Origin of the sequence: Nitrincola sp. (assembly GCF_048264025.1) — a bacterium.
Lineage (GTDB): Bacteria > Pseudomonadota > Gammaproteobacteria > Pseudomonadales > Balneatricaceae > Nitrincola.
This window is the reverse complement of record NZ_JBLXDN010000010.1, coordinates 113,507-125,307: the sequence shown is the minus strand read 5'-3', so window position 1 is coordinate 125,307 and position 11,801 is coordinate 113,507. Positions and strand designations below refer to the sequence as shown.

Genomic DNA, 11,801 nt, shown 5'->3' with positions numbered 1-11,801 from the left:
ATGTATCGATGGAGAAAATTCCGAAAAAAGTGGCGCAATACGATTAGAGTCAAGGTGCGGATTTAGCGGCGCTTACGTTTCCACAGCCGTATAGCCTCCATATCGGTCCAATAGGAAACAGTTATGCCGACACCTTCACGTGCTGACTCAACACCGAGAAAGCCTGGCTGCTCAGCTGCTAAGGCCAGCATTTTCTCCGCCATGGCAGCGTAGCCGCTATCCTCTTCGGTACGCAGCGAGGTGAAAATTACTGCGTAATAGGGTGGTTTGGGTGTGTCAGCGATACTGGACATGCATTTTACTCTGAGTTGGGATAAGTATTTTGTCAGGTTGATAGTTTAGAACAGCATCGCCATACAGCAATCTGCCTACTAAACTAATCTCATCCACCTTATTTATACACAAGGAGAAACGCTATGAAAGGCAAATGTCTATGCGGTTCAATCGAGGTACTTGTGCCGGATCATCAGGAAGCTGGGCTATGTCACTGTTCCATGTGCCGGCGCTGGTCGGGTGGGCCGATGTAAATAATGACACCCATAAAATGACCGGGCAGGAGGTTTTTGAGCAATTTGCACCGCCTTCATGAGCTGGTGCAAGGCAAACTAGCCAACTTTCCCTGTTACAAATCCGACAAAACACCACACAGGTGTCATTCGATACATCCTTTTCTTTGTCGGATTTGCAACACAACTCATATCTTTCAATTATTTAGATGACACTCATCCGACTGGCACAGGGTTTGCCATGTAACAGGTATAGCGTCAGCGCTGTTTGTGCGTTGGCAATCTGTATTCTGGAGGTCGGAAATGGTCACTTTAACACCTGCTGCACAACTCGCGATCAGTCGCTTCATTGAAAATGCCGGTACGCCTGTAGCCGGGCTGCGGGTTTCAGTATCCGACGGTGGCTGTTCTGGCTACAAGTACGGTCTGCAACTGGAAACCACAGTCTCGGAGCAGGATACCAGCCTGTCCTTTGGAGAAGTGTGTCTGCTGATCGATCCCGAGTCCCTGCCACTGCTACAGGGCTGCGTGGTCGATTTCGTTGAATCGCTGGATGAAAGCGGCTTCAAGTTCGAAAACCCGAATGCCAAGACCGCCTGTAATTGCGGTAAATCCTTTGCTGCCTGAGAGGTCATGTCATGTGGAACTATTCTGAGAAAGTACAGGAACATTTTTTCAACCCCCGCAATGCCGGTGAGCTCGAAGGTGCGAATGGCATCGGGGATGTTGGCTCGCTGTCCTGTGGCGATGCCTTACGTCTGATGATCAATGTCGATCCGGAAACTGAAGTGATTCTGGATGCACGTTTTCAGACCTTTGGTTGCGGTTCGGCCATCGCCTCTTCGTCAGCCTTGACCGAGATTATTAAAGGCAAAACGCTTGATGAAGCGCTACAGGTCAGCAATCAGGAGATTGCCGACTTCCTCGATGGTCTGCCGCCGGAGAAGATGCACTGCTCGGTGATGGGACGCGAAGCGCTACAGGCGGCTGTCGCCAACTACCGCGGTGAAGTCTGGAGTGATGACCATGAAGAGGGCGCGCTGATCTGTAAGTGCTTTGCCGTGGATGCGGTGCTGATCGAAGAAACCATCCGTGCCAACAATCTCACCACGGTGCAGGATGTCAGCTTTTATACCAAGGCGGGCGGTGGCTGCTCGGCTTGCCATGAAGGTATCGAAGAAATTCTCAACAAGGTGCTGGCAGAAACTGGTCAGTCGTTCCAGGCCGATGTTGCCAGGGTGCAAGCTGATGCCGAGAAGGCACTGACACAAATCGACATGCCATCCGTTAGCGCGCCTCAGGCCACCGATGCCGCTGCAAGTGGTCTGAGTACGCTACAACGCATTCGCAAGATTGAAGCGGTGATTGAGGCGGTCCGGCCACAACTGCAACGTGACAAGGGTGACATAGAACTCATCGATGTGGTTGGCAAAACCGTGTATGTCCGTCTGACCGGCGCCTGTACCGGCTGCCAGTTGGCCAGCGTCACCTTGAGTGGCATTCAGCAACAGTTGATCGAATCCTTGGGTGAGTTTATCCAGTTGCTGCCGGTCAGCAAGTCACCCGTTACTGCAGGAGCCTGAATCATGGAGACTATTTATCTGGATAACAATGCCACCACACAAGTGGATCCTCAGGTGGTCGAGGCGATGCTGCCTTACTTTACCGAGCAGTTTGGTAATCCATCATCCTTGCACCAGTACGGCAACCGTGTCGGTCTGGCGCTGAAGCAGGCGCGTCAGCAGATTCAGGCGCTAATCGGTGCTGAGCATGATACCGAAATCGTGTTCACCTCCTGTGGTACCGAAAGTGATTCCACGGCTATCTTGTCGGCGCTGAAAGCTCAGCCGGAACGCCGGGAGATTATCACCAGCGTTGTGGAGCACCCTGCCATTTTGTCGTTATGTGAATATCTGGAAAAAGATGGCTACACCGTGCACTACCTGGAGGTAGACGGTCAGGGTCGCCTGGATCTGCAACACTATCAGTCACTCCTGAGTGACCAGACCGCCATTGTCAGCATTATGTGGGCTAACAATGAGACAGGGACCTTTTTTCCGGTACTGGAAATGGCCGAAATGGCTTACCTGGCCGGAGTAATGTTTCATACCGATGCGGTACAGGCGGTTGGCAAGGTGCCGATTGATCTGAAAAACAGCAAGATCGACATGCTGTCGCTATCCGGGCATAAACTCCATGCACCCAAAGGTATCGGCGTACTTTACCTGCGTCGCGGTACACGCTTTCGTCCGTTACTGCGCGGGGGCCATCAGGAGCGCGGGCGTCGTGCCGGCACGGAAAACTCGGCCTCTATCGTGGCGCTGGGTAAGGCCGCTGAGCTGGCGCTGCAATCGATAACTCATGAAAATACCCTGGTGAAAGCCCTGCGTGACCGCCTGGAGCAAGGCATCCTGTCACAGGTCGAGCACGCCTTTGTCACCGGCGATCCGGACAACCGTCTTCCCAACACTTGCAATATCGCCTTCGAATACATTGAAGGGGAGTCGATCCTGTTGCTGCTGAATAAATACGGTATTGCGGCCTCCAGCGGTTCGGCCTGCACCTCAGGTTCTCTGGAGCCATCCCATGTGATGCGGGCCATGGGGCTGCCCTATACCGCGGCCCACGGCACGGTGCGCTTTTCCCTGTCACGTTACACCACCGAGGCGGAGATAGACCGTGTGATCGAGGTTATGCCGGGCATTATCACCCAACTGCGCAGCCTGTCTCCTTACTGGAAAAATAATGCGCCGGTTCAGGAAGCCTTTGATCCGGCCTATGCCTGAGGTTGTCTTATGTCTGATAGCGGCCTGGATATAGTCATTGATGACACCACCCTGCGTGATGGCGAACAAACTGCCGGGGTGGCTTTTTCACGCGACGAAAAATTGCAGATAGCGCAACAACTGGATGCGCTGGGCGTGCCTGAACTGGAAGTCGGCATCCCCCCCATGGGTGAAACCGAGCGGGATGATATTCGTGCGCTGGCCGATCTGCAGCTGTCTGCTCAGCTGATCGCCTGGTGCCGTATGCGCGCTGATGACCTGCAAGCCTGTCAGGGTTTGCCGGTGCAACTGCTGGATCTCTCTGTCGCCGTATCTGATCTGCACATCCACAAGAAACTGGGTAAATCACGTGCCTGGGTGCTACAGCAGATCAGGCAACTGGTTCCGGCTGCTGTTGATCAGGGTTTTGCGGTGATTGTCGGTTGCGAAGATGCATCCCGCGCTGACCCGGAATTTTTGCTGCAGGTAGCAGAAACGGCCCAGCAGAGTGGCGCACTGCGTCTACGCTTTGCCGATACGCTGGGCATTATGGAGCCTTTCGGTGTTTTTTCGATCATCAGCCGTTTGGCAGCCGCCACCGATCTGCAACTGGAGATGCACGCCCATGATGATCTGGGGCTGGCAACAGCCAACAGTCTGGCAGCCGCCAAAGCTGGAGCCAGCCATATCAACACCACCGTCAACGGCCTTGGCGAGCGTGCTGGCAATGCGGCGCTGGAAGAGGTGGTACTGGGGCTGAGCCAACTCTACGGCCTGTCGACCGGCATCGACCTGCAAGCTTTTCCAGCGCTATCGACACTGGTCGCCGAGGCTTCGGGCCGGCCGGTCAGTTGGCAAAAAAGCCTGGTGGGTGCGGGTGTGTTTACCCATGAAGCGGGTATTCATGTGGATGGTCTGCTCAAGGACCCTCTGATCTACCAGGGTATTGATCCAGCGCTTTTAGGGCGCCAACACGAGTTAGTATTGGGTAAACATTCCGGTAGTAAGGCAGTGCAAGCACGTTATACACGCCTGGGGTTGCCAATTAATACCGCTCAGGCTCAGCAGTTGTTGGCGGTGATTCGTGAGCAGATGCTGCGAAGTAAACAGCCGCTGACCGATAGCCAGTTGGTGGCTTTGCATCAGCAACTGATTGTTGGTGCAAACCCTTCCCCTAATCTGGCCGAACCGACACCCGCCATTTGTTGATACGAGGTAACTATCATGAATACTGCAAGCCGCTTTACCAGCACAGAAGAATTGGAAGACGAAATGCAGGAGCTGGAAAGTGCAGAAGACTTTCTGGAATTCTTTGCCATAGACTTTGTGCCATCCGTGGTACAGGTCAACCGCCTGCATATACTGCAACGCTTTCATAACCATATCCATGCCGGTAAAGCGGCGCTACCGGATCAGCCATACGCCCTGTTCAACACCTATCGACAACTGCTGGAGCAGGCCTATCAAAGCTTTATCAACTCCAGTGCTCAGCAGGAGAAGGTGCTCAAGGTTTTCAACCGCAATGAGCCTGGCAAGGGGTTTGTATCCCTCAGTGCCATTCAGTCAGTCGCGGGAGGGCCAAAATGATCCCCGTTTACAGCTATGGTGACGAAGTCCGGGTTACACGCAACCTGCGCAATGATGGCAGCTTCCCCGGCGTAGACAAAGGCCAGTTACTGGTGCGTCGGGGTGCAACCGGCCACGTCCGTAATCTGGGTACGTTCTTACAGGATCAGATTATCTACACGGTGCACTTTATTGAGGACGATATCCAGGTGGGCTGTCGCGAAGAGGAACTGATCCCTGCCAGCGCACCCTGGGTCGACAGCCGTTTTGAAAACCGCGACAAGGTTGTGGCGGCACTGGCGTTATCCTTACGTGGCGAGGTGATCGTGCCATTGGACACCCTCGGAGAGGTGTTCAAAGTCATACGTGACGAGAAGGTGGTCCACTATCATGTGCAGTTTCCCGGGCATCTATTGATCGTGCCGGAAAGTGCACTAGACAACTTCGAGCCGGAGGAGGCACTGAGCCATGCATCCTGAAACACCTGAAGTCCTGGCCTACCTGGAGTTGAAAATTGCCGAGTCGCAATTCACCAGCACGCCTGATCAACTTGCAGCCGATAAGCGCGCCCAGGTTGAGTTGCTGGCAAAGCGTCAGTTTCTACTGGAGCAAAAAATTCTAAACAGTAATGAGGCTCAACAGGTGTACTTACCTGATGCAACACTTGAGGAAGCCTTTGAACGTATCCGCAGCCGCTATGAAACCGCTGAGCTGTTTACTAAGGCACTGTCTAACTCGACACTGTCCCCCTTGGGCTTTAAGGCGGCACTAAGCCGGGAGATGCGTATTGATGCTGTGCTGGAAAGTGTATCGGCTCAGGTTGAGCCAGTTTCACAGGATACCGCTGAAATCTATTACTATAATCATCTGCAGCGTTTTCAGCTTCCCGAAAGACGTCAAGCCAGCCACCTGCTGATTACGGTGGATGACCAGCAACCCGAATCAGATCAACGGGTGTACCGCAAGCTCTGCGGTCTGCAGGAGAAAATCCAGCAAAAATCGGCACGCTTCGACAAGCTGGTGCTTCGCTATTCGGAGTGCCCTACAGCGATGAATGAAGGTAACCTGGGTCTGATCACGCCAGGACTTCTCTATGAAGCCCTGGATAAAGCCCTGTTCAAGATGCAACCCGGTGAAATCAGTACACCACTACGCTCTCCCATGGGCTACCACCTGCTACGCTGTGATGCCCTGCACCCGGCAACCCGGCAACCTTTTGCTGAAGTCTGTACTGCCATCATAGAGTCACTGACCCAACGTCAGCGCACGAAACTACAAAAAGACTGGGTTCGTCAGTTGGGCCCTGGATAGCCAACGCTGGAGGAACAACGAACACAACTCAATTGCACAAAATTATCCTTAAAGCACTAGTCTACTAACACCCATTCTACAAACACTCAATCCTCCAACTCTTCAGTCTTGCGCCGCGGCACCTGAGTGGGATCAGCGGTAATCGGACGATAGATTTCCACCCGATCATATTCAGCCAGAGGTTGATCCGGCTTCACCAGCTTACCAAACACGCCGATTTTCTGACTCGACAGGTCGATATCGGGAAAGCGCTCCAATAGACCGGACGCTTCGATAGCAGCGGCGGCAGTGGTACCGACAACCACATCAAGATTGACCCAACTCTGTTCACCGCTGACACTGCTATACGCAACACTGACTTGCATCTCTGACTCCTGGCTTGATTAACTGGATGACTGACTCACAGGTTCGGGCAGACTCACCGGCCGGCGTTTGCGCTGCTCAACCCGCCGATCTATCCAGCGTTTCGCCACCAGCAGAAAACCCACTGCAATAAAGCCGCCTGGTGGCAACACCATAATCAGGAAGCCGCGATAATCCGGGATAACAGTTATCTCAAGAAAGGCGAAAGGGGCGCCCAATAGTAAATGCGCATTGGCAAACAACGTGCCGCTGCCAATCACTTCACGCACGCCACCGATTATCACCAACGCCCAGGTTAAGCCAATTCCCATCATCAGCGAGTCGACGATGGAGTCCCACAGGGTATTTTTAGAGGCAAAGGCTTCGGCACGTCCGAGAATGGCGCAGTTAACTACGATCAAGGCAATAAACAACCCAAGCACCTTGTAGAGCTCATAGGCGAAGGCATTGATCAGCATATCCGTTAAGGTAACCAGTGTCGCAATGATGACAATATACACAGGTATACGGATAGCCGGACTGATGAAATGCCGTAGCGTGGAGATAATCATATTGGCGCCCAGCAGCACAAACAAAGTAGCCAGCCCCATCCCCAAACCATTGGTGGCCGTACTGGTCACCGCCATTACCGGACAGAGCGCCAGCATCTGTGCAAACACCATATTATTGCTCCAGAGGCCATCCTGAGCTAAACGTCGATAGTCAGTCATGATCTTCAACTCCTTGCTGCGCAGGGACCGAACCGACAGCGTCCGGCAACCTGACCGGATACAACAGTGTCGGCTGCTCAGCTTCAAAAAACAGCAATGCGCGTTTGATTTCCGCCACGATAGCCCGCGGGGTGATCGTGGCACCGGTAAACTGATCAAACTCTCCGCCATCCTTTTTCACCGCCCAGCCTGATGGCAAAGGGTCATGCAGTGACTTGCCGGTAAAGTAGGTAATCCATGGATCTCGTGCCACCTCAATCTTGTCGCCCAGGCCAGGGGTTTCCTGATGCACCAGCACCCTGACACCAGACAGCTCGCCATTGGCTTTGATCGCCACCAGCATTTCAATTTTGCCGGCATAGCCGCTGGCCCGCATAGGGAACACCACTGCACTGACATCCCCGGCCAGGCTGGCCTGATAATAGGTCAGGGGTCCCCAGGGCGCCTCGATCTGACCAGCATGATCCAGCAAATCATTGTCATAAAGATGATCCGGCAACACCTGAGAAAAACTCTGGCGCATATCGTCTGCCAGCGCCTGTTGAATCGGTTCTCGCGTTAGTTGATAGGCCAGGGCCAACAGTGCGCAGGTCACCATCACCACCACGCCCAACAACAGCGACTGATAATCCAGACGCTCACGCACCACGGCCAGATTCATAAGCCCTCTCCCGTTTTAATCTTTTGCACCGGCAACGGCTGCCCCTTGCTGGAGCGACCGTAAATACGCGGGCGTACATAACGATCAATCACCGGGACAGCGCTGTTCATCAGCATTACAGCGAAGGCGATACCTTCAGGATAATTACCAAAGGTGCGAATCAGATAAGCCAACACCCCACAACCCAGACCAAAAATAAAGCGGCCACTGGCGGTTGCTGGGGCGGTAACGGGATCTGTGACGATAAACCAGGCGGCCAGCATGGCTCCGCCAGTCAACAAGTGAAACAGGGCGCCAGGATAAGCCTCTGGATACATACGGTTTAATAGCAGCGCAGGCACCACCAGACCCAATATCAACCCTACCGGTGCTTGCCAGGTAATCACGCCTCGCCATAACAGGAACAGTCCACCCAGCAGCAACAGCAGGGCGCTGCTTTCACCCAGACTGCCCGCATGCAGGCCAGTCAGGGTATCCAGCCAAGTGTAATCCTGCCCTTTGAGTATCTCAGACAGTGGCTCGTCCATGGCCAGACGGTTCTTGACGCCATCCAGCAGCGTCGCCCCACTATAGCTGTCCAACAGCTCGGCTTGACCAAAACTCTGCTGCAGACTGGCACTGAACGCTGGGCGTTGCTGCAGCTGCTGATCCGGAGCCACCCACTGGGTCATCTCGACCGGAAAGGCAATTAACAACATAACCCGTGCGGCCATGGCGGGGTTAAACACATTCTGCCCCAGTCCACCAAAGATCTGCTTGATCATAGCGACGGCAAGGAAGGTGCCGGTGACAGCGATCCACCAGGGAGCCCAGGGGGGTAAGCACAGCGCCAATAACCAACCGGTTACCAGGGCCGAGCCATCAAAAAGGTGTGTTTTCACCGGTTTATTGAACATCCGCAGAAACACGGCTTCCCAGACCAGCGCACTGCTCAGGCAGATCAACCAAAGTGAAAAGGCAGGCCAACCATACAGCCAGAATCCATACAGGGTCGCCGGTGTCAGTGCCAGTAACACCTGGTACATCATCACTGGCAAGCGCGCCTCGCTGTGCGCATGGGGTCCGTGAATCGGTTGTTTCATGCCGAGGCCTCCTGTTTTAGTGCGTCTTGCTCGGCTTGTTGCGCTTTTTTCGCAGCGGCAGCGGCACGCCGCGCCGCCATCAGCGCTTCGCGATCCCGTGCTTCTCGCTCCATGCGCTGTTCACGCCGTTGAACCAGAATTTTAGTAGCTTCCATCTTCTGTCGGGCTTTGTCCTGCAACACCAACTCGCCCTTGGCATAGTTGAACAAGTGGGTCAGCGGGATAGATGAAGGACAGATATAACTACAGGCCCCACAGCCTACACAGTCGCTCAGGCCCAGTTTGCTGGCACTCTTTAGATCACCTGAGCGTATATTGGCGGCCATTTCCAACGGCATCAGTCCCATGGGGCAAGCACGCACACAACGGCTACAACGCACACAGGGGCTGCTCTGCTTATGACTGATTTCCTGTTCAGTAAGCGCGAGGATGCCACTGCTGCCTTTAATGATTGGCACATGCAGGTCTGGAAGCTCTATGCCCATCATCGGCCCGCCCATTAACAAGCGTGCTGGCTTAGAGTCGAACCCGCTGGCCCGGTTAAGCAATTCGCTGGCCAGGGTTCCCAGAGGCACTTCCCAGTTACCCGGATGGGTTACCGCACCGCCACTGAGGGTGACAATCCGCGAGATAAGCGGCTGATCCTGATAAATGGCCATCGCCACGGCATAGGCTGTCGCCACATTGTGAACCAGAATACCGCTATCAGCCGCCCGACTGTGTGCCGGTATTTCCACGCCGGTGAGCTGCTGAATTAACTGTTTTTCTGAGCCCATAGGGTAACCACTAGGCACGGCTTTAACCGAAACGCCTGTGCCCTTTGCCGCCTCGGTCATGATCGCCAGGGCTTCCGGCTTATTGTCTTCAATACCCAGAATCGCCCGCTTGGCTTGTACTGCATGGCAGATGAGCTGGGCTCCCCGCAAGATATCCACGGCGTATTCGCGCATCAGCCGATCATCACAACTCAGATAAGGCTCACATTCACCGCCGTTCAGAATCAGCGTATCCACCCCTGACTTTAAACTTAGATTCAGCTTTACTGCCGCTGGAAAGGTGGCGCCGCCCAAACCGACGATGCCCGCGGCGCCAATGCGTTCGCACACTAACTCCGGAGACAGGCTAAAAGGATCGGCTACCGGATCACGGCTAATCCACTGATCACGGCCATCAGCCTCCAGCGTTACCACCAATACAGGCAAGCCGGAGGGGTGCGGTGCAGTATGCTCGGCAATCGCGGCGACCCGTCCGGATGTCGGTGCGTGAACCGGTGCAGAAATCGGTCCCTGAGCCACCGCCAGCAGTTGGCCCTTTAGCACTCTGTCTCCGACCTTCACTACAGGTGAGGCGGGTATGCCCAAGTGCTGCTGCAAGGAGACGTACAAACGTTCCATCACCGGAAAGCGCTGTATCTTGGTGGTGTTGCTCAGTGTCTTGTAAGCGGTGGGATGAACCCCGCCGCGTAAGGATTTCCACAACATAATCGTCTCCTGTTACAGGGCTGGCTGACTCCACACCCAGGTTTGCAGAGTAGGCTTAACCGGCTCCAGGTAGATGCACTCAGTGGGACACACGGCTTCACACTTGCCACAGGCCGTGCAGGCATCTGCAAACACAACATGCATATGTTTCGCTGAACCCAGAATTGCATCGGTTGGGCAGATTTTGAAACAGCGGGTACAGCCGATACACAGGGCTTCATTAATCCGGGCCACTTTCGGGCCTTCATCACACAAAGCATTCAAATCCAGCGAGATACCCAGTTTTGTCGCTATAGCTTCGGCGACGGCACGACCGCCGGGGGGACAGAAGGTTGCTGGTAAATTGCCATCTGCAACCGCTTGAGCCGCCGCCCCACAGCTGGGGTTGCCACACTGTCCACATTGAGTGCCGGGCAGCAGCTGTTCAATTTCTTCCACCACATTGCTGCGTTCCACCTTTAACAGCCGTGAAGCAATACCCAGCAGCAACCCCAATATCAGGCCCAATAATGTTAACGGCATGACTGACATCAGCATGGTTAGTTTCCTCCCGTATTCAGGCCAGTCCGGCAAATCCCATAAAGGCTACCGACAACAGACCCGCCACAATAAACGCAATCGGAGCCCCCTTATAAAGCTCAGGCACCTGCAACACCGCCAGGCGTTCACGCAAGCCAGCAAACAGCACCAACACCAGAGTGAAGCCCATGGCTGAGCCAAATCCGTACATCAAGCTTTGAATAAAGCTGTGCTGGTTTTGTACATTGAGTAAGGCAATACCCAGTACGGCACAATTGGTGGTAATCAATGGCAGGTAAATACCCAGGATCTGATAGAGCGAGGGGCTGACTTTACGAATCAGCATCTCGGTAAACTGTACGACGGTGGCGATCACCAGAATAAACGCCAGTATGCGCAAGTATTCCAGCCCCAAAGGGTTTAGCAACCAGTTCTCCAGCATCCAGCTGGCCGCCGCCGCCAGACTCAGTACAAAGGTCGTAGCTAATCCCATACCCAAAGCGCCATCCATCTTGGTGGATACACCCATCAACGGACACAAACCCAGAAACTTGATCAATATCACGTTGTTTACCAGGGCGGTGGATACCAGTAGCAAAATGTAATCAGACATGCGTTTCTCCACTCAGATCGATGCTAATGGGTAGTCAGCAAAGTCTGTGCCATACGCCTGAGGTGCTGTATTACGCCTTATTTCGGTGCATCCACGCCATTTTTGAGTGATGGAAATGCGACAAAATGACAGTTTGTAATTAACCCGACAAAACATTTGTTCTTAAATCAATCCGCTATCAGCGCCAGCATCACATCCATACAAATGGTATGCCTATTGCATGG

Annotated in this window: 14 protein-coding genes and 1 pseudogene; 7 read left to right on the top strand and 8 right to left on the bottom strand. The window is 53.9% G+C overall.

The window, feature by feature from the left end; all coding sequences use genetic code 11:
• Positions 1 to 77 precede the first annotated feature (77 nt).
• Positions 78 to 293: pseudogene (locus ACN0R1_RS09890) on the bottom strand (antibiotic biosynthesis monooxygenase family protein); the annotation flags it as partial.
• Between the two features lie 516 nt (positions 294 to 809).
• On the opposite strand from ACN0R1_RS09890, the gene ACN0R1_RS09885 reads away from it, so the two are divergent.
• From ACN0R1_RS09885 to nifM, 7 genes are read left to right on the top strand one after another with little or no spacing between them, the layout of a single operon-like run.
• On the top strand, positions 810 to 1,133 hold the full coding sequence (locus ACN0R1_RS09885; RefSeq protein ID WP_417582341.1) for a HesB/IscA family protein: 324 nt from the start codon (positions 810 to 812) through the stop codon (positions 1,131 to 1,133).
• An 11-nt stretch (positions 1,134 to 1,144) separates the two neighbouring features.
• A complete protein-coding gene (gene nifU, locus ACN0R1_RS09880) occupies positions 1,145 to 2,089 on the top strand; it encodes a Fe-S cluster assembly protein NifU (protein WP_151053148.1) in 945 nt (314 codons plus the stop codon).
• Between the two features lie 3 nt (positions 2,090 to 2,092).
• On the top strand, positions 2,093 to 3,292 hold the full coding sequence (gene nifS / locus ACN0R1_RS09875) for a cysteine desulfurase NifS (RefSeq protein ID WP_417582340.1): 1,200 nt from the start codon (positions 2,093 to 2,095) through the stop codon (positions 3,290 to 3,292).
• 9 nt (positions 3,293 to 3,301) lie between these two features.
• Positions 3,302 to 4,480, top strand: coding sequence for a homocitrate synthase (gene nifV, locus ACN0R1_RS09870; protein ID WP_417582339.1), 1,179 nt, complete (start codon positions 3,302 to 3,304; stop codon positions 4,478 to 4,480).
• 15 nt (positions 4,481 to 4,495) lie between these two features.
• A complete protein-coding gene (gene nifW, locus ACN0R1_RS09865) occupies positions 4,496 to 4,858 on the top strand; it encodes a nitrogenase-stabilizing/protective protein NifW (RefSeq protein WP_417582337.1) in 363 nt (120 codons plus the stop codon).
• On the top strand, positions 4,855 to 5,316 hold the full coding sequence (locus tag ACN0R1_RS09860; RefSeq protein ID WP_417582335.1) for a nitrogen fixation protein NifZ: 462 nt from the start codon (positions 4,855 to 4,857) through the stop codon (positions 5,314 to 5,316). Before nifW ends, ACN0R1_RS09860 begins: the two co-directional genes overlap by 4 nt.
• Positions 5,306 to 6,148, top strand: a complete 843-nt coding sequence (gene nifM / locus ACN0R1_RS09855; protein ID WP_417582333.1) for a nitrogen fixation protein NifM — start codon at positions 5,306 to 5,308, stop codon at positions 6,146 to 6,148. The genes ACN0R1_RS09860 and nifM overlap by 11 nt, the downstream gene beginning before the upstream one ends.
• A gap of 86 nt (positions 6,149 to 6,234) precedes the next feature.
• Here nifM and ACN0R1_RS09850 read toward each other — a convergent pair whose 3' ends face one another.
• From ACN0R1_RS09850 to rsxA, 7 genes are read right to left on the bottom strand one after another with little or no spacing between them, the layout of a single operon-like run.
• Positions 6,235 to 6,513 (bottom strand): RnfH family protein, encoded by a 279-nt coding sequence (locus ACN0R1_RS09850; protein WP_417582331.1) that lies wholly within the window; start codon positions 6,511 to 6,513, stop codon positions 6,235 to 6,237.
• A gap of 18 nt (positions 6,514 to 6,531) precedes the next feature.
• A complete protein-coding gene (locus ACN0R1_RS09845) occupies positions 6,532 to 7,221 on the bottom strand; it encodes an electron transport complex subunit E (RefSeq protein WP_151053139.1) in 690 nt (229 codons plus the stop codon).
• Positions 7,214 to 7,882 (bottom strand): electron transport complex subunit RsxG, encoded by a 669-nt coding sequence (gene rsxG, locus ACN0R1_RS09840; RefSeq protein WP_417582329.1) that lies wholly within the window; start codon positions 7,880 to 7,882, stop codon positions 7,214 to 7,216. Before rsxG ends, ACN0R1_RS09845 begins: the two co-directional genes overlap by 8 nt.
• Positions 7,879 to 8,964, bottom strand: a complete 1,086-nt coding sequence (locus ACN0R1_RS09835) for an RnfABCDGE type electron transport complex subunit D (RefSeq protein ID WP_417582327.1) — start codon at positions 8,962 to 8,964, stop codon at positions 7,879 to 7,881. Before ACN0R1_RS09835 ends, rsxG begins: the two co-directional genes overlap by 4 nt.
• A complete protein-coding gene (gene rsxC, locus ACN0R1_RS09830; RefSeq protein ID WP_417582325.1) occupies positions 8,961 to 10,445 on the bottom strand; it encodes an electron transport complex subunit RsxC in 1,485 nt (494 codons plus the stop codon). The genes ACN0R1_RS09835 and rsxC overlap by 4 nt, the downstream gene beginning before the upstream one ends.
• 12 nt (positions 10,446 to 10,457) lie before the next feature.
• Entirely contained in the window at positions 10,458 to 10,982 is a 525-nt protein-coding gene (locus ACN0R1_RS09825; RefSeq protein WP_417582323.1) for an RnfABCDGE type electron transport complex subunit B, read from the bottom strand.
• Between the two features lie 19 nt (positions 10,983 to 11,001).
• Positions 11,002 to 11,577, bottom strand: coding sequence for an electron transport complex subunit RsxA (gene rsxA / locus ACN0R1_RS09820; RefSeq protein ID WP_417582321.1), 576 nt, complete (start codon positions 11,575 to 11,577; stop codon positions 11,002 to 11,004).
• Positions 11,578 to 11,801: the final 224 nt, after the last annotated feature.

Coding starts and splice junctions, on each gene's coding strand:
- rsxC (WP_417582325.1), bottom strand. CDS start 10,445: ATGTTGTGGAAATCCTTACGCGGCGGGGTTCATCCCACCGCTTACAAG.
- ACN0R1_RS09860 (WP_417582335.1), top strand. CDS start 4,855: ATGATCCCCGTTTACAGCTATGGTGACGAAGTCCGGGTTACACGCAAC.
- ACN0R1_RS09845 (WP_151053139.1), bottom strand. CDS start 7,221: ATGACTGACTATCGACGTTTAGCTCAGGATGGCCTCTGGAGCAATAAT.
- nifS (WP_417582340.1), top strand. CDS start 2,093: ATGGAGACTATTTATCTGGATAACAATGCCACCACACAAGTGGATCCT.
- ACN0R1_RS09825 (WP_417582323.1), bottom strand. CDS start 10,982: ATGCTGATGTCAGTCATGCCGTTAACATTATTGGGCCTGATATTGGGG.
- ACN0R1_RS09850 (WP_417582331.1), bottom strand. CDS start 6,513: ATGCAAGTCAGTGTTGCGTATAGCAGTGTCAGCGGTGAACAGAGTTGG.
- nifW (WP_417582337.1), top strand. CDS start 4,496: ATGAATACTGCAAGCCGCTTTACCAGCACAGAAGAATTGGAAGACGAA.
- nifM (WP_417582333.1), top strand. CDS start 5,306: ATGCATCCTGAAACACCTGAAGTCCTGGCCTACCTGGAGTTGAAAATT.
- ACN0R1_RS09835 (WP_417582327.1), bottom strand. CDS start 8,964: ATGAAACAACCGATTCACGGACCCCATGCGCACAGCGAGGCGCGCTTG.
- nifV (WP_417582339.1), top strand. CDS start 3,302: ATGTCTGATAGCGGCCTGGATATAGTCATTGATGACACCACCCTGCGT.
- nifU (WP_151053148.1), top strand. CDS start 1,145: ATGTGGAACTATTCTGAGAAAGTACAGGAACATTTTTTCAACCCCCGC.
- rsxG (WP_417582329.1), bottom strand. CDS start 7,882: ATGAATCTGGCCGTGGTGCGTGAGCGTCTGGATTATCAGTCGCTGTTG.
- ACN0R1_RS09885 (WP_417582341.1), top strand. CDS start 810: ATGGTCACTTTAACACCTGCTGCACAACTCGCGATCAGTCGCTTCATT.
- rsxA (WP_417582321.1), bottom strand. CDS start 11,577: ATGTCTGATTACATTTTGCTACTGGTATCCACCGCCCTGGTAAACAAC.